This is a genomic window from Microbulbifer thermotolerans, assembly GCF_001617625.1.
Taxonomy (GTDB): Bacteria; Pseudomonadota; Gammaproteobacteria; order Pseudomonadales; family Cellvibrionaceae; genus Microbulbifer; species Microbulbifer thermotolerans.
On record NZ_CP014864.1, the window covers coordinates 1,408,362 to 1,428,617 of the forward strand.

17 protein-coding genes and 1 riboswitch are annotated in these 20,256 nt (G+C 58.8%); of the genes, 8 read left to right on the plus strand and 9 right to left on the minus strand.

Annotated features, from left to right (window positions below):
• The first annotated feature begins 123 nt into the window (after positions 1-123).
• Complete coding sequence (locus tag A3224_RS05910; RefSeq protein ID WP_067152508.1) at positions 124-639, plus strand: DUF1097 domain-containing protein; 516 nt, start codon at positions 124-126, stop codon at positions 637-639.
• Positions 636-770 (plus strand): hypothetical protein, encoded by a 135-nt coding sequence (locus tag A3224_RS17400; RefSeq protein WP_265964163.1) that lies wholly within the window; start codon positions 636-638, stop codon positions 768-770. Before A3224_RS05910 ends, A3224_RS17400 begins: the two co-directional genes overlap by 4 nt.
• A 207-nt stretch (positions 771-977) precedes the next feature.
• Here the strand turns inward: A3224_RS17400 and A3224_RS05915 are convergent, their stop codons facing one another.
• Together A3224_RS05915 and A3224_RS05920 are read right to left on the minus strand one after the other, a co-directional pair.
• Complete coding sequence (locus tag A3224_RS05915; RefSeq protein ID WP_231902475.1) at positions 978-1,361, minus strand: GIY-YIG nuclease family protein; 384 nt, start codon at positions 1,359-1,361, stop codon at positions 978-980.
• 87 nt (positions 1,362-1,448) lie between these two features.
• Positions 1,449-2,543, minus strand: coding sequence for a PA0069 family radical SAM protein (locus A3224_RS05920; RefSeq protein WP_067152511.1), 1,095 nt, complete (start codon positions 2,541-2,543; stop codon positions 1,449-1,451).
• Between the two features lie 105 nt (positions 2,544-2,648).
• Between A3224_RS05920 and A3224_RS05925 the strand changes: the two genes are divergently transcribed.
• The 3 genes from A3224_RS05925 (at position 2,649) to A3224_RS05935 (ending at position 6,361) form a co-directional block, all read left to right on the plus strand.
• On the plus strand, positions 2,649-4,193 hold the full coding sequence (locus A3224_RS05925) for an FMN-binding glutamate synthase family protein (protein ID WP_067152513.1): 1,545 nt from the start codon (positions 2,649-2,651) through the stop codon (positions 4,191-4,193).
• Between the two features lie 13 nt (positions 4,194-4,206).
• Positions 4,207-5,460: a cation:proton antiporter gene (locus tag A3224_RS05930; RefSeq protein ID WP_067152515.1), complete on the plus strand. Its 1,254-nt coding sequence runs from the start codon at positions 4,207-4,209 to the stop codon at positions 5,458-5,460.
• A 187-nt stretch (positions 5,461-5,647) separates the two neighbouring features.
• Positions 5,648-6,361 carry an alpha/beta fold hydrolase gene (locus A3224_RS05935; protein WP_067152517.1) on the plus strand — a complete coding sequence of 238 codons (714 nt, stop codon included), beginning with the start codon at positions 5,648-5,650 and terminating at the stop codon, positions 6,359-6,361.
• Between the two features lie 176 nt (positions 6,362-6,537).
• On the opposite strand, the gene tdh is transcribed toward A3224_RS05935, so the two are convergent.
• The 5 genes from tdh to A3224_RS05960 all read right to left on the minus strand — a co-directional run bounded on the left by tdh (position 6,538) and on the right by A3224_RS05960 (position 12,593).
• The gene (gene tdh, locus A3224_RS05940) at positions 6,538-7,563 is read right to left on the minus strand and encodes an L-threonine 3-dehydrogenase (protein ID WP_067152519.1); all 1,026 of its coding nucleotides are present in this window, start codon (positions 7,561-7,563) and stop codon (positions 6,538-6,540) included.
• A 107-nt stretch (positions 7,564-7,670) separates the two neighbouring features.
• The gene (locus tag A3224_RS05945; protein WP_067152521.1) at positions 7,671-8,870 is read right to left on the minus strand and encodes a glycine C-acetyltransferase; all 1,200 of its coding nucleotides are present in this window, start codon (positions 8,868-8,870) and stop codon (positions 7,671-7,673) included.
• A gap of 140 nt (positions 8,871-9,010) precedes the next feature.
• Positions 9,011-9,226 carry a hypothetical protein gene (locus A3224_RS05950; RefSeq protein ID WP_067152523.1) on the minus strand — a complete coding sequence of 72 codons (216 nt, stop codon included), beginning with the start codon at positions 9,224-9,226 and terminating at the stop codon, positions 9,011-9,013.
• 58 nt (positions 9,227-9,284) lie between these two features.
• A riboswitch (SAM-I-IV-variant riboswitch) is annotated at positions 9,285-9,414 on the minus strand.
• Positions 9,415-9,481: 67 nt separating this feature from the next.
• Entirely contained in the window at positions 9,482-10,915 is a 1,434-nt protein-coding gene (locus A3224_RS05955; protein WP_067152525.1) for an aldehyde dehydrogenase family protein, read from the minus strand.
• A 73-nt stretch (positions 10,916-10,988) separates the two neighbouring features.
• Positions 10,989-12,593 carry a 5-guanidino-2-oxopentanoate decarboxylase gene (locus A3224_RS05960; RefSeq protein ID WP_067152527.1) on the minus strand — a complete coding sequence of 535 codons (1,605 nt, stop codon included), beginning with the start codon at positions 12,591-12,593 and terminating at the stop codon, positions 10,989-10,991.
• Positions 12,594-12,807: 214 nt separating this feature from the next.
• Between A3224_RS05960 and pdxH the strand changes: the two genes are divergently transcribed.
• Together pdxH and A3224_RS05970 are read left to right on the plus strand one after the other, a co-directional pair.
• Complete coding sequence (gene pdxH / locus A3224_RS05965; RefSeq protein WP_067152530.1) at positions 12,808-13,446, plus strand: pyridoxamine 5'-phosphate oxidase; 639 nt, start codon at positions 12,808-12,810, stop codon at positions 13,444-13,446.
• 211 nt (positions 13,447-13,657) lie between these two features.
• Positions 13,658-14,635: an NAD(P)H-quinone oxidoreductase gene (locus A3224_RS05970; protein ID WP_067152532.1), complete on the plus strand. Its 978-nt coding sequence runs from the start codon at positions 13,658-13,660 to the stop codon at positions 14,633-14,635.
• A gap of 173 nt (positions 14,636-14,808) precedes the next feature.
• Here the strand turns inward: A3224_RS05970 and A3224_RS05975 are convergent, their stop codons facing one another.
• Positions 14,809-17,154 carry an MltF family protein gene (locus tag A3224_RS05975; RefSeq protein ID WP_067152534.1) on the minus strand — a complete coding sequence of 782 codons (2,346 nt, stop codon included), beginning with the start codon at positions 17,152-17,154 and terminating at the stop codon, positions 14,809-14,811.
• A 69-nt stretch (positions 17,155-17,223) separates the two neighbouring features.
• Positions 17,224-18,570, minus strand: a complete 1,347-nt coding sequence (gene xseA, locus A3224_RS05980) for an exodeoxyribonuclease VII large subunit (RefSeq protein WP_067152537.1) — start codon at positions 18,568-18,570, stop codon at positions 17,224-17,226.
• 164 nt (positions 18,571-18,734) lie between these two features.
• Between xseA and guaB the strand changes: the two genes are divergently transcribed.
• Positions 18,735-20,222: an IMP dehydrogenase gene (guaB, locus tag A3224_RS05985; protein WP_067152538.1), complete on the plus strand. Its 1,488-nt coding sequence runs from the start codon at positions 18,735-18,737 to the stop codon at positions 20,220-20,222.
• Positions 20,223-20,256 lie beyond the last annotated feature (34 nt).

Consider the following 20,256-nt stretch of genomic DNA (forward strand, 5'->3'; position numbering starts at 1 on the left):
ACAATTCAATGGCCGCGGAAATATGCCGCGGACTAGGTGATAAGCCCCTTTCTTTTTGTTTGATGGAATCGATTTTCCACTCGCGGGGCGCGGTTACAAATCCAATTTTGGAGGGCGTGGTTGATGGGGCGGGTCCTGGCCGATGAGCGCAGTGTCGATCAAGTGGAAATTTTGGGCTTCACCGGGGCGCGACTGCCGGCGGCGCTTTTGACCGGCGCGGCAGCTCTGGTGCTCGGCCTGTATGTCGGTCTGTCTGTGTGGGCGGTGCTCGGTGGTTGGAGTGCCTATTTTACACGGGGAACAAGTTTGCGTGACCGGGCCTATAACATCGCCTGCGCAGTGACCGGTCTCGGCCTTGCTATCGTAGCTCAGGCGCTGGCAGATAAATTGAACCCCGGGCTCGGAGCCGCGGCGCTGCCGGTGACATGGTTTTTGCTGGCGATCAGTGTGCAGCTGATGCAATGGATTACCGGAGTCAAGAATATTCCCAGTTATTTCCTGGGTTGTGCGGTAGCCTTCGCCGCGTCTGTGGAAACATCATTGGACAGCTATTTGATGCTCACCGCGGCTATTGTTGCAGGTGCGTTTGTCGCGGCACTGCCGGATATGGTGCGTCCGGTACCGGAGGATAAGTTATGAAAACGCTGAAGCAGCGCGCAGGAACACTGATGCGCGTGCCCGCGGACAAATTGCGTTCCGCCGTTGTAAATGCCGTGGTGGACGCCGGGCTGCGGCTTATGCAACCCGGCAGGGGCACCAGTGTTGAATAGGTGTTGAGAGAATTTTGAGATGTTGAGGCGCTTTCTGTTTGCCAGCCTGATGGTGTTTATCACCGCGTTGGCATTCACCAGTCCAGTCACGTCGGAAGCGGATTTGAAAACCGAAATTTACGGCAGTCAGCCGTGATGCGCTAAGGCCTGTCATAGCCGTCTTTGGCATGTGATCCGAAGACGATCTGGGGGCAAAATGCTCTCAGTTCAGGCCATTTCTCGCGAGGCCCTGAGTTGCTCGCCGGCGGTAGTTCCCCCAACACTGCCGGCAATCAGGGCCTCTTTTTTTTTCTTTGGCCACTTCTTGATTTGCATTTCCAGTTTCAGTGCTTCGGATTTGTCCGCCACTGCACAATAGAACTCCAGTTTCAGCGGACCGCGTCCACGCAGCGCTTTCGCAGCTCTAGGGCCTCCGCTTTGGTGCTCGGAGAAGCGGCGCTCCACATCCTTGGTAATACCGGTATAGAGGGCGCCGTTTCTGGTGCGGATCAGGTAGACAAACCAATTGCTCAAAAAATTGCTTCCACTGTAGTTTCTCTCTATTTTCCGCCAGTTGGCGATGCGTGCAAACCGTTTGAGGCTCTGCTGCATTTGAACGCGCCTTTTCGAAATATCCATCCCATTACCTGAGCGCCTCGGAACCAACAACTGTGCTCAGGTGAATTCATCAGAGGCTCCCTAGAACAGGGATTGCTGTTCACCCGCCTGCGCCGGGGTATGAAAACGGGTGCAGTCCAGCTTTAACTCACGCAGGTTGAGCCCCAGCTTGTTGACCGCCACGCGGAAGCGCTGGCGCAGTAGCTGTGCGAAAACGCCGGTGCCCGACTGGCGCTGGGCGAAGTCACTCCGATAGTCGCGGCCGCCGCGGCTCTGTTGTACTAGGCTCATCACGTGGGCGGCGCGTTCCGGGTAGTGGGTGCTCAACCATTGCCGAAACAGCGGCGCCACTTCGTGGGGCAGGCGCAGCAGTATGTAGGCAGCGTACTCCGCCCCCGCTACCTTGGCAGCTTTTAGAATGGCTTCCAGTTCGCAGTCGTTCAGTGCCGGAATCATCGGCGCGGCCATAACCGCCGTGGGGATTCCGGCCCTGCTCAAGTGCTCAATTGTGCGCAGCCGTGCCGATGGCCCCGCAGTGCGCGGTTCGAGCTTCCTCTTCAGATCGTTGTCCAGGGTGGTTACGCTGATGGCCACTTGTGCCAGTCTGTCTTGCGCCATTTCCGCGAGGATGGGGAGGTCGCGCAGTATCAGCTGGCTTTTGGTAACGATGGTCACTGGCTGATTGAAGCGTTGCATCACCTCGAGTAGTTCCCGGGTTATGCACTTTTCTTTTTCCAGAGGTTGATAGGGGTCTGTATTGGTGCCCATAGCGATGGGGGTGCACCGGTAGCCGCTCTTGCGCAGCGCCAATTCCAAGAGTTCTGGCGCGTTGGGTTTGAAAAAAATCCGGCTTTCGAAGTCCAGCCCCGGCGATAAGTCCATATAGGCGTGGGCCGGGCGTGCGTAGCAATAAATACACCCGTGTTCGCAGCCTCTATACGGATTGACCGATTGACTGAACGGCAGGTCCGGCGAGCGGTTACTGCTGATAATCGTCTTGGCTTTTTCCTCAATGGCCTCGGTTAACAGCCGTTCCAGGGGTTCTTCTTCGCTCTGCCAGCCGTCGCTTTCGCGCGCGCTTACCTGCACCGCAAAGCGCCCGGCGAGATTGCTCGCGGCGCCGCGGCCCTTGTGGATTCTGGTGGAGTTGCGGGGATCTTCGTTGGCCAATTTCATTACCCTAAACTGTATGAATATACAGTTTAGGGTGGGCTTGTTGTGCTGTGCAACCCCTGTCGCAAGGGCATACAATTGGGGCCAAATCGAACCGGAGAGTGGAGTATGGATTTAGAGGCGGTAGCTGCTATCCGCAATTTCGCAGTCAATGTGCTCCAGATATTCGCGCTGCTGTTTGCGTTTGCGCTGGTACTGCTGGTGCTTTATGTGCTCTATATGTACCTGTCGGATATCAGCCAGACCAAGCACGCCATCCGGCGCAACTTCCCGGTACTGGGCCGTTTCCGCTACACCTTTGAGCACCTCGGAGAGTTCTTCCGTCAGTATTTCTACGCTTTGGACCGGGAGGAGCTGCCTTTTAACCGCGCACAGCGCAGCTGGGTTTACCGTGCGGCCAAGAATGTTGATTCCACTGTGGCCTTCGGTTCCACCCGACCGCTGAACCAGCCGGGGGATGTGATATTTCTGAATCATCCTTTCCCGACCCTGGAGAAGGACGCGGTGCCACCGGAGGAGGTCACCGTCGGCGAAGGCTATGTACGGGAACCCTATAGCACCAGTTCCATTTTCAATATTTCCGGTATGAGTTTCGGCGCCCTTTCGGTGCCGGCGGTGACGGCCCTGTCGAAGGGGGCGGCCAAGGCAGGTATTTGGCTGAACACCGGTGAGGGTGGCCTGTCGCCATATCATTTGGTTGGGGGCTGCGACATCGTGTTCCAGATCGGCACCGCCAAATACGGTGTGCGGGATGCGGAGGGCAATCTTTCAGACGACAAACTGCGCGCCCTGGCGCAGCGCCCTCAGGTGAAAATGTTTGAATTGAAATTGTCCCAGGGCGCCAAGCCGGGCAAGGGCGGTATTCTGCCGGGCGTCAAGGTCACCGAGGAAATCGCCCGGGTGCGGGGTATTCCAGTCGGTCAGCCCTCTATCAGTCCCAACGGGCATCCGGAGTTCAGTAGCGTGGACGGCCTGTTGGATATGCTGCACCACATACGGGAAGTTACCGGTAAACCCACCGGTTTCAAGACAGTGGTCGGCGCCAGTGGCTGGTTGCGCGAGATGTGTGAATCCATCCAGCTGCGAGGAAGGGAGTATGCGCCTGACTTTATCACTATCGATAGCGCCGACGGCGGTAGCGGAGCGGCTCCGCAGAGCCTGATGGACTATATGGGGCTGCCGATCAACCGCAGCCTGCCGCTGGTAGTGGATCTGTTGGCGGAATACGGATTGCGCGACAGGGTCAAGGTGATCTGCTCCGGGAAATTGCTGACGCCTTCGATGGTGGCCTGGGCACTGGCAATGGGCGCGGATTTTGTGAATTGCGCGCGGGGTTTCATGTTCGCGCTGGGTTGTATTCAAGCGATGCAGTGCAATAAAAACACCTGTCCTACCGGCGTCACTACCCACAATCCTGACCTTCAGCGCGGACTGGACCCGGTAGATAAGGCCGAGCGTGTCTACAATTATGCGCGCAACATGACGCGTGAGGTGGGCATCATCGCTCACTCCTGCGGCGTGGCGGAACCGCGCCAGCTGCGCCGCCACCATGTGGAAATCATAGACGAGCGGGGCATGGCGGTGCCGCTTTCCAGCGCCGCGTCGAACGTCAAACCACAATCGGTGATAGCGTCTGATAAGGGAGTTACGTGACGGAGCGATAAAAATGGAAGGCGTTACCACCTTGGTGGGGCAGGGACTCTACATGGCCGTAGCCGCGGTGGTAGGCCTGATGTTGGCGCGGATACTGCGCACCGACATTACCCTCGGTTGCCTGATTGCCGGTGTCCTCGCCGGTGTCCTGTTGCCGGTGCTCGATTACGACACTGGCCTGCGGGCGGCGAATCTGCAGCAATTGGTATTTTTCGTCATACTGCCGGTGCTTATCTTCGAGGCCGCCTGGCAGATTGAGCCGCGCCTTCTCAAGCGCTGGCTGGGCCCGATATTTCTCTTCTCAACACTGGGCGTGGTGGTCTGTGCGCTGATCATCGCTCTGCTCACTTTTTTCGGCATCAACCACCCAGAGGGGTTTCCCTGGATCGCAGCTTTGCTTACCGGCGCCATACTGGCTGCCACAGACCCGGTGTCGGTGGTCACTAAACTGCGCCAGAGTGATGCGGAAGCGGAGCTACTGACACTGGTGGAAGGGGAAAGTCTATTTAATGACGCGGCGGCGATTGTACTGTTTTCCCTGGTGCTGGGCGTGGCCAGCCACAGTGTGATGGAGGGAGGCATCGAAACGGGGGAGCCATTGATCGGCGCCGCTGATGTTGCTGTGTATTTTGTGGTGACTTTTGCAGGCGGCTTGGCGGTGGGACTGCTTTGCGGATTGGTGACCGCGGTTGTGGTGCTGTTTTTGGGCTCGGCCGGAGCGGGGTTGATGACTTTGGTGCTGGCCGCATTCGGAAGTTTTTATCTCGCCGAGCATGTGGTGCATGTCTCCGGCATCATATCGGTAGTGACCTGTGCCATTGTGGCCCGTGTCTGCCTGCGCGAGCAGTGCGAAACCTACTTGGTGCATGTGGAGCCCACTTGGGACTGGCTGGGGCTGCTGTTCAATGCGCTGATCTTTGTCATTATGGGAGTCACGATTACCTTTGAGATGTTCGCCCATCAGTGGCTGGCGATCTTGATCGCCATTGCGGCCTCGATAGGCGCTCGCGCCCTGGCCATTTTTCTTGTGGCGCCACTGGCACACCTCGTGGGTCCGCAGATTCCCAAGGCCTGGCGTCTGATTATGGGGTGGGGTGGGCTGCGCGGCGTGGTTGCGGTGGCCTTGGTGCTGTCGTTGCCGACGGAATTGCCTTATTGGTGGACGGTGCAGTCGATGGTGTTCGGCGTGGTGTTGTTTTCCCTGTTGGTGCAAGGTAGCAGCAGCGCCTGGCTGATCGGCAAGCTGCAGAAAAACGATCGCTGTTAAGCGCAGTCAATTCAGATTCGATTGATCTTGTGTTGCCTACGACCTTGGTCGTATAGCTCCAGCGCGGTGAATTGCTCAGAGTTTAGCGGCAGCCCGGTGGCTGTGGGTCTGCGTTGTCAATTTCCATCCACGGTGTCGCCCGAACAAGGTGTGGTGACAGGGCGGCAACAACAAAAGGAAAATAATAATGAAAAGCCTGTTTTCTGTGTGTATCCGCACTGGATACCTGATTCCGATGCTTTCCGTCTTGTATATCGCGTCCGCGCAGGCCGGCTGCGTTGACAATGTGGTGTTGGTTCATGGCAACACCGGTTCGCCGTCGGACTGGGACAATACCTATTCTGAGCTGAGGAGCCGGGGTTACAGTGAAAGCGAGATTTACCGACCGAGTTGGGGGTCCAAGACCTGTGCTGCCTGTAATGATCACAGTGGCTCGGAAGAGACCCCTGTGCGGGATGCGATCAGCAGCGCCATCGCCGATTCCTGTACCGGGAAGATCGATGTGATCGGGCATTCCATGGGAGTGACTTTGGCGGCGCAGCAGATCATTAAGCTGGGTGTGCAAGACCAGGTGGATGCGTTTGTCGGTGTCGCTGGCGCCTACCGTGGGCTTTGGAGTTGTGGCACCTATCCGTTTAACGTTTACACCAGTACCTGCGGCAGCAATGGTCTATCGGTTTCCAGCCCATTTCTCGATTGGCTCTATGGTAAGCCTATTGCGGGAAGGGTGTATTCCATCAAGAGCTGGTCAGATCAAATTGTATGCGCCACCGGTTTTTGCACAGTTGGCGGTGTGCACTCCAGTCAAATAGCGGGGGAAGATGCCACTTATACGTATGCCTACGGACACTTTGGCCTGCAGACATATACCTACGACCGGCAAGTATCACTGATTCAATAACAGGGGAGAATTCAATCGCGCTCAACTGAGCAAAGAGCGGGGCGCCTCTGCTCCTTCCACTTGAGCATCATAGTTGGTGCAGTGGCGCCCAGGCATGCGACAGATTTGGGATATTTCGTGCCGGTATACAGCGATTAAAGCCGGATCGCGGCCATGGCCGCGATCGCAAAGGGGGGTCACTGCCAGTTCAGGATCACTTTGCCGGACTGGCCGGAGTCCATGGTGTCGAACCCCTTTTGGAAATCATCGACACTGAAGTGGTGGGTAATAATCGGTGTCAGGTCCAGGCCGGACTGAATAAGGCTGGCCATCTTGTACCAGGTCTCGAACATTTCGCGGCCGTAGATGCCCTTGATAACCAGGCCCTTAAAGATCACCTTGCTCCAGTCGATGGCCATTTCGCCGGAGGGAATGCCGAGCATGGCGATTTTTCCCCCGTGGTTCATTGCGCTGATCATATCGCGGAAGGCAACGGGCACGCCGGACATTTCCAGACCTACGTCGAAGCCCTCGGTCATGCCAATTTCCTGCATGACGTCTGTCAGTTTTTCACGGCTGACGTTGACTGTGCGGGTGGCGCCCATTTTTTTTGCCAGGTCCAGGCGGTAGTCATTGATATCGGTGACGACAATATGCCGCGCGCCCACGTGGCGGGCCACGGCGGTAGCCATGGCGCCGATGGGTCCGGCTCCGGTGATCAGTACGTCTTCACCCACCAAGTCGAAGGACAGGGCGGTGTGCACGGCGTTGCCAAAAGGGTCGAAGATGGATGCCAGATCGTCGGAGATATTGTCCGGGATCTTGAAGGCGTTGAGTGCCGGAATCACCAGGTACTCGGCAAAGGCGCCGGGTCTGTTGACCCCCACGCCGTAGGTGTTGCGACACAGGTGGCGGCGGCCGGCGCGACAGTTGCGGCAGTGGCCGCAAGTGATGTGCCCCTCGCCGGAGACTCTGTCGCCGATTTCAAAGCCCGCCACTTCTTGTCCCATGCCCACCACTTCACCTACATATTCGTGGCCCACCACCATGGGTACGGGAATGGTTTTCCGCGACCACTCGTCCCAGTGGTAGATATGCATATCGGTACCGCAGATGGCGGTTTTGCGGATTTTTATCAAGAGGTCGTTGTGGCCCGGGACCGGGGGTTCCACTTCGGTGAGCCAGATACCCGGCTCGGCTTTCAGTTTTGACAGTGCTTTCATTGGTTCTGTGCCATGCGCGGCGCTAGGGGTTGGGATTCAATCGCGGCCGAGCACTGCTGCCGCGGGGGGAGCAGTGCCGGAGTCGTGTGGCCGCAACCGGTGTTGGATCAGATGATTTTCAGCTCTTTGCCCACTTCCACGAATGCGTCGATACACCGGTCAAGCTGCTCTCTGGTGTGGGCGGCGGACATCTGGGTGCGGATACGAGCTTGTCCCTTGGGGACTACCGGGTAGAAGAAGCCGATCACATAGATTCCCCGTTCGAGCATTTTGTCGGCCATCTTCTGTGCCAGGGCGGCGTCGCCGATCATAACCGGGATGATCGGGTGATCAGCTCCTGCCAGGGTAAAACCGGCTTCGGTCATACGGCGGCGGAAGTAAGCGGAGTTTTCGCGCAGTTTGTCGCGCAGCTCGCCGCCTTCCATCAGCATGTCCAGCACTCTCAGAGACGCGGTGACAATTGCCGGTGCCACGGAATTGGAGAAGAGATAGGGGCGAGAGCGCTGGCGCAGTAACTCGATAATTTCCTTGCGTCCGGAAGTGTAGCCGCCGGACGCACCGCCCAAAGCCTTGCCCAGGGTGCCGGTGATGATGTCGATCCGGTCGATCACATTGCAGTATTCGTGGGTGCCGCGGCCGTGCTCGCCGAGAAAACCCACTGCGTGGGAGTCGTCCACCATAACCAGAGCGTCGTACCTGTCTGCCAGATCGCAGATGGATTTCAGATCAGCGATAACGCCGTCCATGGAAAAGACGCCGTCGGTGGCGATGAGTTTGATTCTGGCACCTGCGGCGTCGGCTTCCTTCAGACGCGCTTCGAGATCCGCCATGTCGTTGTTGGCGTAGCGGTAGCGTTTTGCCTTGCACAGACGCACGCCGTCGATGATAGAGGCGTGGTTTAGCGCGTCGGAGATAATGGCGTCCTCAGGCCCCAGCAGGGTCTCGAATAATCCGCCATTGGCATCGAAACAGGAGGTGTAGAGAATGGTGTCTTCGGTGTGAAGAAATTCCGACAGGCGCGATTCCAGCGCCTTGTGGATATCCTGGGTGCCGCAGATAAAACGCACCGAGGCCATGCCGAAACCGTATTGATCGAGACCGTCTTTGGCCGCCTGGATCAGCTCTGGATGGTTGGCCAGGCCCAGGTAATTGTTGGCGCAGAAGTTAAGTACTTCGGTGTCGTTGTTGACCTGGATCTGCGCGGACTGCTGGGAAGTGATGATGCGCTCGCGTTTGTAGAGACCGTCTGCCTCTATCTGTTGCAGCTCGTCTCGCAGATGCTGGAAGAATTGCTCTCGCTTGGACATGGTTTTGTTGTTAGCTCCTGTCTGGTGCTTGTGGCACAGGACAAATAAGTAGAGACGCGGGTAGCCGTGTTCTACCTGTGTTTTGCCCACCTTATCAATGAGTCATTGTAGGCTGGGCCAAGCGCAAGGCGCCTGCCACTCTATCCCGCCAGTTCACAGGCCTTGTGGGCTGTAACCGGCTGCTCGCTGGCGCGGCAATTGATGGCGAATTGTAAGGCTTCTTCCGCGCTGTCGAACAGTAGTTGCCACAATAGTTGCCGATCGGTTCGTCTCACAGCGCGTACGGCCGTGCGACGACGCTGATTGGCTATTTCGATTTCGATAACGTCTGTACTGGATTTGCTCAATTCGGACATGATCCCTCCAAATAAAACGGCTTGGAGGGCTGACGTGGAAGCGGCGCTTGTAAATTCGCTTTTCCGGTTGGATTGCTCGCTTAGAGCCCCATCGCCCCCTTCGTGCTCTTGTGGATCGAAGGGGAGCAAACCACCTTGCCCCGGTCGGCAGGTTGGCGTTGGCGTCAGCCACTCTCTGGATGTCGGGGAGCAAAGATAGCGGCGCGGGAATGGAGCGTCAACCGCACCGCCACCATAGGGCGGCGGTGCGGAAGATTATGCCGGCAGCTGCACGGATTTCAGTTCGATAAACTCGTCGAGGCCGGCCTGGCCGAATTCGCGCCCATTGCCGGAGCGCTTGTAGCCGCCGAAAGGCGCGTCGTAATTGAACTCACCGCCATTGACAAAGCAGAGGCCGGCCTCCAATCGGCGCGCGATGGGCAGTGCGCTCTCCGGGTCCTTGGCCCAGACACCGCTGGAGAGCCCGTAGTCGGTATCGTTGGCGATGCGTATGGCCTCTTCCATATCTCCGTAGGGAATCAGGCAGATGACCGGCCCGAAAATTTCTTCGCGGGCGATGGTCATCTCGTTGTTGACGTCGGCAAACACTGTGGGCTTGACGTAGAAGCCCTGCTCGAACTGCACCGGTGGCTCCGCGCCGCCGGTGACTAGGCGCGCGCCTTCGGCAAGCCCCTTTTCGATATAGCCGCGTACTATGTCCCGCTGACGCGCGGATGACAGGGGACCCATAAAAGCGTCCGGCCCGGTGCCCAGGGTGACACCTTCGGCGACATTTTTCGCGATTGCCACCGCCGCGTCGTAGTGCTCCGCCGGGATCAGCATGCGGGTCAGAGCGGTGCAGGTTTGCCCGCTGTTGATAAAGACATCCTCACAGCCCCAGCGCACCGCCGCTTCGAGATCTGCATCCGCGGTGATGATCAGCGGCGATTTGCCCCCCAGCTCCTGAGTGACGCGCTTGACCGTTGGGGCGGCGGCTTTGGCGACTTCTATGCCGGCACGGGTTGATCCGGTGAAAGACACCATGTCGATATCCGGGTGGGCCGACAGAGCGGCGCCGACGACAGGGCCGGCCCCAGGCACCAGATTGAACACGCCCGGCGGCAGGCCTGCGGACTCGATGATTTCCGCCATCACGTAGTCCTGCAGCGGTGTAATCTCAGAGGGTTTACAGATCATGGTACAGCCGGCGGCCAGAGCGGGGGCCACTTTGCCCACGAACTGGTGCAGCGGATAGTTCCAGGGGGTGATAAAGCCGCAGACACCGATCGGCTCGCGCATCACCAGTGAGTGGCCCGCCTTTTCGGTTTTGTCCAGGATGTCGGTGTGCTGGGCGTAATAGCGCATAGCGTAGATGGGCCCTTCTACATGCAGCCATTTGCAGATATGGGCGGGGCAGCCGAGCGCTTGCGACACCGCTTGGATCAGGTCTTCCTTACGCCGCTCCATGCCATCGGCTATGGCATTCAACAACTCGGTGCGGTCGACGGCACTGGTATTGCGCCAGCGCCTGAAAGCCGCGCGGGCAGCAGCCACCGCATGGTCTACATCCTCCGCGGAGCCCTGCACCACCTCGCAGATCACCGCTTCGTTGGCCGGGTTTATGACTGGATGCAGCACTCCGCTCCGGGAGTCCTGCCAACTTCCGTCGATAAACAGCTTGTCGGTTTTTAGCTTGTAGAAATCGGTCATGGTCAATCTCTGTTGAGGGCAAGCATCGGAAGCGATTTCCTTACTTGCGATCTTTATTCGCTGTAAATACCGTTCAGGCAACGGCGATTTCGATCAGTGTCGGTGTGTTTCTGGCGCGGGCCCCGGCAACGGCGTCTGCCAGTTGATCCGGGCGGTGGATACGGCATCCCTCAGCGCCGAAGGCGCGCGCCAGGGCAACGAAGTCTGGTGTGCGCAGTTCCACCCCTTCGCGGGGGACTTCGGCGGCATCCATAAAGTCTCGGATTTCCCCGTAGCCGGCATTGTTCCATACCAGTATCGGCAACGATAGCCGCTGCTCCACCGCTACCGCCAATTCCCCCAGGGTGAACATCAGGCCGCCATCGCCAATCAGCGCGAGCACTTCTCTGCCGCTCGCCAACTTGGCGCCGATGGCGGCTGGCAGGGCAAAGCCCAGCGTGCCGTAGCCCGTCGTGCAGGTAATGTGGCTGCGCGGATGGTAAAGCGGCAGGGCGTGGTTGGTGTTGTAAGCCAGTTGGGTGGAATCGGTCACCAGTACGCCGTCTTCCGGCAGGGCGGCCCGCAGTGCCTCCACCCAGGGAAAACGCGCTTCCGAGCCCGGCCACCACTCGGCGCGGCAATCCCGCAAAATCTGCGCGACTTCCGCTGCCGCCGCCTCGCGGGCGGCATCACTGCGCGGTTGCAGCGCGCCGTTGAGCTGCTCCAGAGTTTCGCGCGCGTCGGCACAGATGGCCAGATCGGGACTGGCGTTGCACGTCAGTTGTGCCGGGTCTCTGTCCACGCGGATCAGCTTGCCTCTAAAGGCGTAGTTTTCCCGCACCAGGTTGCGGTCCGTTTCCGCCAGTTCCGTGCCCACCGCCAGCACGACATCGGCGCTTTCCACACGCTCGCGGGCGCAGCGGAAGCTCAGGTTGGCACCGCCACACAGCGGGTGCCGCTCATCGACAACCCCCTTGGCGGCCAGAGACAGGAAGACCGGGGCGCCCAACTTTTCCGAAATTGCCGCCGCTTCAAGGCCGGCCTCCTGGGCACCGCCGCCGAGCAGTATCGCCGGGCGCTTGGCCTCCTGCAGCCAACCGGCAGCGGTCGCCACGGCTTTTGCACTTGCCGCCGCAGGCTGGGCCCCCGGGCAGGCGCGGTAGTCATCCAGCTGACCGGGCATGGGGGCAGGGAAGAGATCGATGGGTATCTCAATATGCACTGGCCCCGGGCGGCTGGAAGTGAGCAAAAGAAAGGCGCGGGCGATCACCTCCGGCAGCTGTTCCGCGTGAGTCAGAGTGTGTTGCCAGATGCACAGGCCGCGACTGACATCACTCTGGCGCGGCAGTTCGTGCAGGCGCCCTCCGCCCAGGCCCAGATCCTCGCGCCGGTTGACTGCGGAGATAACCAGCATCGGCACAGAATCCGAGTAGGCCTGAGCCATGGCGGTAGCGGCGTTGGTCAGCCCCGGGCCCGTGATCAGAAAGCAGACGCCGGGCCGACCGCTGGCGCGGGCGTAGCCGTCGGCCATAAACGCGGCGCCCTGTTCGTGGCGCGGGGTGATGTGCTGCAGGCCGCTGCCCGGTAGACCGCGGTACAGCTCGATGGTGTGTACGCCGGGAATACCGAACACTTTCTCCACTCGGTATTCCCGCAGCAGACGCATCAGTACTTGAGCACAGGTGGGCGCAGAGGGCATTGCGAATTTCCTTGTTCATTCAAAACCGCATGGAGCCTAGCGGCGGGTGTTGAGCGGTGCAAGCGCCTGCAGACTCTGCGCGTCGGGGCGGGATATCGCAGGAAAATTGAGAAATATCCGGTGTTATGAAAGGAAATTTGCGCAAGGGCGGAAGATTGGGAAAAAGCGGCGGAGTGAGTACACTTGCCCCTTGAACAAGATAAGGATGTAGAGCATGGAAATTGATCAGTGGCGCCGGGACTATCTGCGCGGCGGTTTGCGCCGCAAGGATCTGAAGTCGAGCCCGGTGGAGCAGTTTCGCCAGTGGCTGAGTGAAGCGGTGGAGGCGGGCCTGACCGACCCCAGCGCCATGTGCCTGGCCACCGCGGATGCCAGTGGCCAGCCTTCCCAGCGGATCGTGCTTTTAAAGGGGTTCGATGAGCGGGGCTTTGTTTTTTACACCAACCTCCAGAGCCATAAGGCGCGGGATATCTCCGCCAATCCAAAGGTATCTCTGCTCTTCCCCTGGCACTCGCTGGAACGCCAGGTAATTGTTTATGGGCGCGCTGAGGCACTGTCTCGGGAAGAAGCTCTGGCGTATTTCCACACCCGTCCGCGTGACAGCCAGTTGGCGGCCCGGGCTTCCCGCCAGAGCGAGCCACTGGAGTCCCGAGCGGTGCTGGAGCAGCAATTCCAGGCTGAGAAGGAGAAGTACGGTGAAGGGGAAATTCCGCTGCCGGACTTCTGGGGCGGTTATCGGGTGCAGCCGGATGCAATGGAGTTTTGGCAGGGTGGCGCCAACCGCCTGCACGACCGCTTCATATACCGCCGTGAAGACGGTGATCAGTGGGCGGCCGAGAGGCTGTCTCCCTAGCCAATCACAGAGATTCCGCCTGACGCCGCTCGGTAAAAAACCTAGCGGACAAGGGCAATAACCCCCAAGCGCTGGCAATTCTGGGTGGCCTGGGGGCCGGTTTTACTTCGCTGAACAAAGGGCGGGTTTTGGGTGTCGAGTTGTGATACACCGTTGCCCGCCAAAAGATTTCAATCGCGGCCTTGGCCGCGATTTTTATAGGGAGAAAGGCATGCGTTTTATTGACTTGCCGGAATACGGCGGTCCGGAAGTGTTGCAGTTGTCCGAGGGCGAGAAGCCGCGGCCGGCTGCCGGCGAAGTGCTAATCAAGGTCGCTGCCGCCGGCGTCAATCGCCCGGATATTGTTCAACGCAAAGGACTGTATCCACCGCCGCCAGGAGCCTCACCGATTCCGGGGCTGGAGGTGGCGGGAGAGGTAGTCGCTGTCGGCGAGGGGGCTGTGCGCTGGCATGTGGGTGACCGGGTTTGCGCGCTTACCAACGGCGGGGGGTATGCCGATTATGTCACAGTGCCCGCTGGCCAGTGCCTGCCTGTGCCCCAGGGGCTGTCCCCGGTTGAGGCGGCGGCATTGCCGGAGACATTTTTTACCGTATGGAGCAATGTATTCGACCGCGGCCGGCTGCAAGCCGGGGAGGTGTTCCTGGTGCACGGCGGTTCTTCCGGCATAGGCACTACGGCCATTCAGCTGGCGAGTCAATTCGGCGCAAGGGTTTTTGCCACTGCCGGGTCCGACGACAAGTGCCGCGCCTGCGAGTCGCTGGGGGCGGAAAGAGCAATCAATTACAGGGCCGAGGATTTTGTGGAAGTGGTGCGCGCGGCGACGGATGAGCGCGGTGCCGATGTCATTTTGGATATGGTTGGAGGCGACTATATTGCGCGCAACATGAAGGCCGCTGCAATGGACGGGCGCATCGTCAATATCGCTTATCTGCAGGGAGCTAAGGTGCAGGTAAACATGTTGCCGGTGATGCTCAAGCGCCTGATCCTCACCGGTTCTACATTGCGCCCCCGCAGCGCGGAAGAAAAGGCCGCGATAGCTCAAGCATTGGAAGAGAAAGTTTGGCCACTGATCGAGAAGGGAAAGATCCGTCCCCAGGTTTACGCCACCTTTCCGCTGCCGGAAGCCGCGGAGGCGCACCGGCTGATGGAATCCGGCGCTCATGTCGGGAAAATTGTATTGACACTTTAAAAAAACTGCGGTCAACCGGCTTCGAGGCGGTAACAATACTATGCTGCCAGGTGAGAAGCTCGGGCGACCGCTGGGCATTTCGAAATCGCCGAATAAAAGGGCGGGAGCGGCGGGCACATGCTCTTGTGTTCTCGAATTGCCGGTTCCACTGCCTGAGCGCCTCGAAACCAGCTTCAGCGCTTACGTGAATCAATCAGAGGTATCTGATTCTTCTTTTCCTTTATCTGATTCTTCTTTTCCTTTGCGGCGGAACCACCGCTTCGCCCGCGGGATTCAGCTATGTCTTCCCTTGCATTTTTTCTGAGTGGCGGGCGTACGCTGATCTCTCCGCTGGCCACTGCTGCATAGGCTCGGTAGAGATTGCTGATATTGCGTACATACTGCACGGGCTCGGCGCCGCGCACGTAACCGTAGCGGGCTTTGCTGAAGTATTGGGGCTCTGACAGTTTCAGCATCGCAACTTCCACATTGCCGAACCATACATTGGGGTCCAGGCCGAGCTCCTCGGCCAAACGCTGGGCATCCAGGAGGTGGCCATATCCGGCGTTATAGGAAGCCAGGGTGAACCACAGCCTGTTGACTGCTGAGAGCTTTGGACTGAATCTGCTGCGTACCCAGTCGAGATATTTCACCCCGGCGTTAATATTGCGGTCGGGCTCAAACACCGGCGGTGGAAATCCCATTTCCTCCGCCGTAGCCGGCATCAGCTGCATCAGGCCCTGGGCCCCAACGGGGGAAACTGCATTGGGGTTGAAATTGCTCTCCTGCCACATTTGTGCGACGACCAGACGCCAATCGAAGTCGTAGTCGATGGAGAAGTTTTTCACCAGACTGTCAAAGGGAGAGAGGTCCTGACCCGGAATAATGCGCGCTTTGACCCTTTGAGTGAAACGCCTATTGGGTTCGAAATAGGCTGCGAACTGCTTTTCGTATTGCTTGGTTTTTCGATATTTTTTTAGAAAATTGTTCAACCTTTTCAGTAATTCTCTGTTTTCTGGTAACACCATCCAGCCTTGCGGTTTAGGGTCGCCCAGCAGGGTTCCGGTGATCAGATTTGGCTGTAGTGAAGCTTCGATTTTAACTGCGTCGCTGTCCGCGACAGAGGCATCCAGCAAGCCGTCTGAAATCATATTGAATATTTCCGACTGCGAAATACCGGGCGGGGCAACTTGGATGTCCACATCAATGCCACTGTCGCGGATTGTCCGCGCTGTGTCGATAAATGGAGAGAAGGCGCGTAAGGTAAGTGTACGCCCGGCCAGATCCTGGACTTTCGCAATTGGGGGTTTGTCCTTGTTGCTCACCACCTGTTCTGGGGTTTCCATATAGGAAACTGTGAATTTTACGCCTTCTTTTTCCCGCGCTTCGGTAATGGTGGTCGAGGCGCCGGCAAAGTCACCGCGGCCCGCCTTGAGCCAGTCGACCAGGTTTTCGTTGTAGGGAACAACAACAACCTGCAATTGCAGTTTGTGCTTATCGGCGAAGGCTTTGGCCAGGTCGTAGTCGAATCCCATTAGCACCCCCTTCCATAAAAAATAGGAAGTGGGTCCGTTGTAGGTCAGAAGCCGGATCAGACCGGATTTTTTGATTTGTTTCCAGTCTCCGGTCCGTGCTTCTTGTTCGCTGACTAGATTGCGGGTAAGGAAGTTGTCGACTCTGACCAGTAGATTTCTTGAACCTTTGCGCATTCCCCAGGCCACGATTTCCTTTTCCCCCACATCCCCACCCATGCGTATATCGTCCCGGTAACTGCGCATATCCTCGGCGATATAGTTATAGAGAATGGCAACCCGGTTTTTCCGTGCGTTGAGTAGATCCAAAAATTTGTCTTTATCGATGTAGTCGCTGACCTCCCGGATCGTCAGGTTGGCATCGGGGTTTTCTGCGATCAGGCGCTTGGCGGTATCTTCAAAGATGGAACCGGGCTGGACGACGAGCTCTACATCACGCAGTTTTTGAACACTGCTGATGTCCGGTCCGCTTCTTCCGGTGACCAGTATTTGCTGGGCGTCCATAATGGGAATAGTGAAGTCGATCAGTTCGCGCCGCGCCTCCGTGTCCGTCAGGTCGTAGGCCACTATATCGGCGCGGCCGGTGCGCACCATTTCAATGGCTTCGGGCGGTGTGCGCGCGCGCAGCCAAACTGGTTCCAGCTTGAGTTTTTCCGCCAGCTTGTTGGCGAGATCGAAGTGGCGCAGTGTGACGATGTGCGCCCTCGGCAGCATATCTTCCGAGGCCCCGGTGAGGTTTACGAAGCGGATGGTGCCGCGCTTTTTAATGGCCTTGAGGTCGCCGGTCTCGATGTAATTGTCGATAGGCGGTTGTTCGGCTTTCTCAGGTAGAGGCACTTTTTCCAGGCGATCTTCAGTCTCCACCGTTTGCTCCGCGGCGCGCTCGGTTTTTTCTGCTCTGCCTTCCTCTTTCCCGCAGGAAGTGACCAAAAGCAGGAAAACCGCGGAAATGACCACCAGTGCGGCAACGAGGGAAGATGAAGATAAAGCACTGCAACGGCTCGGCATAGATCGCTCCGTCAGCCATCTACGCGGGAATTCTAGTGTGGGCAGCGCTCAGTCGCCCAAAAGGGGGGATCAGCCCTCTGTTTCTTTCACGGTCGCGGAGAAGTGTCCCTCGGCCAGCCGGACCCGCAGCGACTGGCCAGGGTGCAACTGACAGCTGCTTTTTATTACGCGTCCGGTGTCGTCCTGCACAATGGCATAGCCCCTTTGCAGCACAGCGAGCGGACTGACATTGTGCAAGAGTTGTGCCCTGTGGCTGAGCTGTTCGCGGCGCTGACGCAATGTGAGTTGCACTGCCCGCTGCAGTTTTTGTGCCGCCGCCGACAGTCTTTCCCGCCCCAGTTGCAGGCTGCGTTCAGGGTGGCAGTGGGCGAAGGCGCGCAGTGCCGCGCGCAGTTCCTCACGGCGCGACTGCAGCTGTTGGCGGCAAGCCGCGTGTAGACGCATTTCCAGATGGTCCAGCCGCTGTGTGCGGTTCTGCAGTTGCTCGCGGGGATGGCGCAGGCGCGCGCTGGTAATCTGCAATTGTTGGCGCATGTGGCGCAGTTGCGATTGGGCCGCGCGGATAAGGCGCTGCCGTTGATTTTGCAGTGTTTGCAGTAGTTCAGTGGCATGGCGGCTTGCGATTTCCGCCGCGGCGGAGGGGGTGGGGGCGCGCAGGTCTGCGACCAAGTCGGCAATTGTGGTATCCGTTTCGTGGCCGACAGCGGAGATGGTTGGGATATCGCAGGCGGCGAGCGCGCGTGCGACTACCTCCTCATTAAAGGGCCAGAGATCCTCCAGAGAGCCGCCGCCGCGCCCGACAATAAGCAGGTCGTGGCGCCCGCTGCGGCTGGCTTTTGTTATGGCGTCGGCAATCTGTTGCGCCGCGCCCGCCCCCTGTACCTGCACTGGCCAAATTTCGATTTCGGCGGCGGGAAAGCGCCGCCCGAGCACTTGAATCATATCCCGCACCGCCGCGCCGGTGGGGGAAGTAACGATACCGATATTGCCCGGCAGTCGTGGCAGACTTTTTTTGCGCGAGAGCGCAAAAAGCCCCTCTGCCTGCAGCCTGGCCTTCAGCTGTTCCAGTCGGCGCATCAGAGCGCCGAACCCCGCTTCTTCCATATGTTCAACGATCAGCTGAAACTCGCCCCGGCCCTCGTAGAGGCCGGCCCTGGCCCGGACCAGTACCTCGCGGCCGTTTTCAGGGCGGAAGGCCACATTGCGGTTGCGGCCCCGGAACATGGCGCAGCGCACTTGGGCGCGGGCGTCTTTGAGGGTGAAATACCAGTGGCCGGAACTGGGCGCGGCGAAGTTGGAGATCTCCCCGCTCACCCAAAGCAGAGGCACTGTTCCTTCCAACAGCTGCTTGATCTCCCGGTTCAGGTCGCTGACGGAAAGAACACTGCGCTTGGCGATGGCAGAGTTATCTGGCATATCGGTCTCTGGATGGTGGATTTGGCGGGCCAATATTGCAGCATCGCCGCTTGAGGTAAAGCCACATTTGTCCGGCGGAGTGAAAAATAGTCTTTTGCTGGCGGCGCACTTGCGGGTATAATCGCTCCGATACCCAATCCCGCTCTTTCGAGGTTTGAGTGTCCATGTCTGAATCCGGCCTGCGCATCGCGCGCGAAGCTCTCACTTTTGATGATGTCCTGCTGGTGCCCGGTTACTCCGAGGTAACGGCAAAAGATGTAAGTCTCAAGACTAAACTTTCCCGCAATATCTCTTTGAATATTCCCGTTGTGTCCGCCGCTATGGACACGGTCACCGAGTCCCGTCTGGCGATTGCGTTGGCGCAGGAAGGCGGTATCGGCATTATTCACAAGAGTATGACCATCGAGGACCAAGCGCTGGCAGTGCGCGCGGTGAAGAAGTTCGAGGCCGGTGTGGTCAAGGACCCGATTACTATCGAGTCCGATGCCACGGTACGGGATCTGATTGCACTCACCTCTCACCACAATATTTCCGGTGTGCCGGTGATGGAGAAGGGCAACCTGGTTGGTATCGTCACCAGCCGCGATGTGCGCTTTCAGACGGATCTGGATGCTACCGTTGCCAGCATTATGACCTCGCGGGAGCGGCTGGTGACGGCACCGGAAGGTGCCGCGCCGGAACAGGTTCGCGAGTTGTTGCACAAGCACCGTATCGAGAAGGTGCTTGTGGTCAACGATAATTTCGAACTGCGCGGCCTGATTACCGTCAAGGATTTCAATAAGGCGGAGCAGTACCCGAATTCCTGCAAGGACGGGGATGGCCGCCTGCGCGTCGGCGCATCTGTGGGCACCAGCCCGGACACCGATGACCGTGTGGCGGCTCTGGTCGAGGCCGGTGTTGACGTATTGGTGGTGGATACCGCCCACGGCCATTCCCGCAATGTGATTGAGCGGGTGCGCCGCATTAAAGAGATGCATCCGCAGGTAGATGTTGTCGGCGGTAATATCGCTACTGCCGAGGCTGCGCGGGCACTGGTTGAAGCCGGTGCGGATGCCGTCAAGGTGGGCATCGGCCCCGGTTCCATCTGTACCACTCGCATAGTGACCGGCATAGGCGTACCTCAGATCACCGCTATCTCAGAAGTGGCCCAGGCCCTGGCCGGCACGGATATACCGCTGATTGCCGACGGCGGCATTCGCTATTCCGGCGATATTGCCAAAGCCATAGTGGCCGGTGCCCACTCGGTGATGATGGGCTCCATGTTCGCCGGTACCGAAGAGGCGCCGGGCGAGGTGGAACTCTATCAGGGCCGTACCTACAAGTCCTACCGCGGTATGGGCAGTCTGGGAGCCATGTCCCGCACCCAGGGATCTTCCGACCGCTACTTCCAGGATGCCAGCAAGGGGGCAGAGAAACTGGTGCCGGAAGGTATCGAAGGGCGGGTACCCTACAAAGGGCCGCTATCGGTCATCGTGCATCAGATGATGGGAGGACTGCGCGCGGCTATGGGCTACACCGGGAGCGTGGATATCGAGACCATGCGCACCAGGCCCGAGTTTGTGCGCGTTACCTCCGCGGGTATGGGCGAGTCCCACGTGCACGATGTGCAGATCACCAAGGAGGCCCCCAACTACCCGGTGGGTGGTCGCTAATTCCCGGAACGCGCCGCCGCAGTGGCCCCGGTCG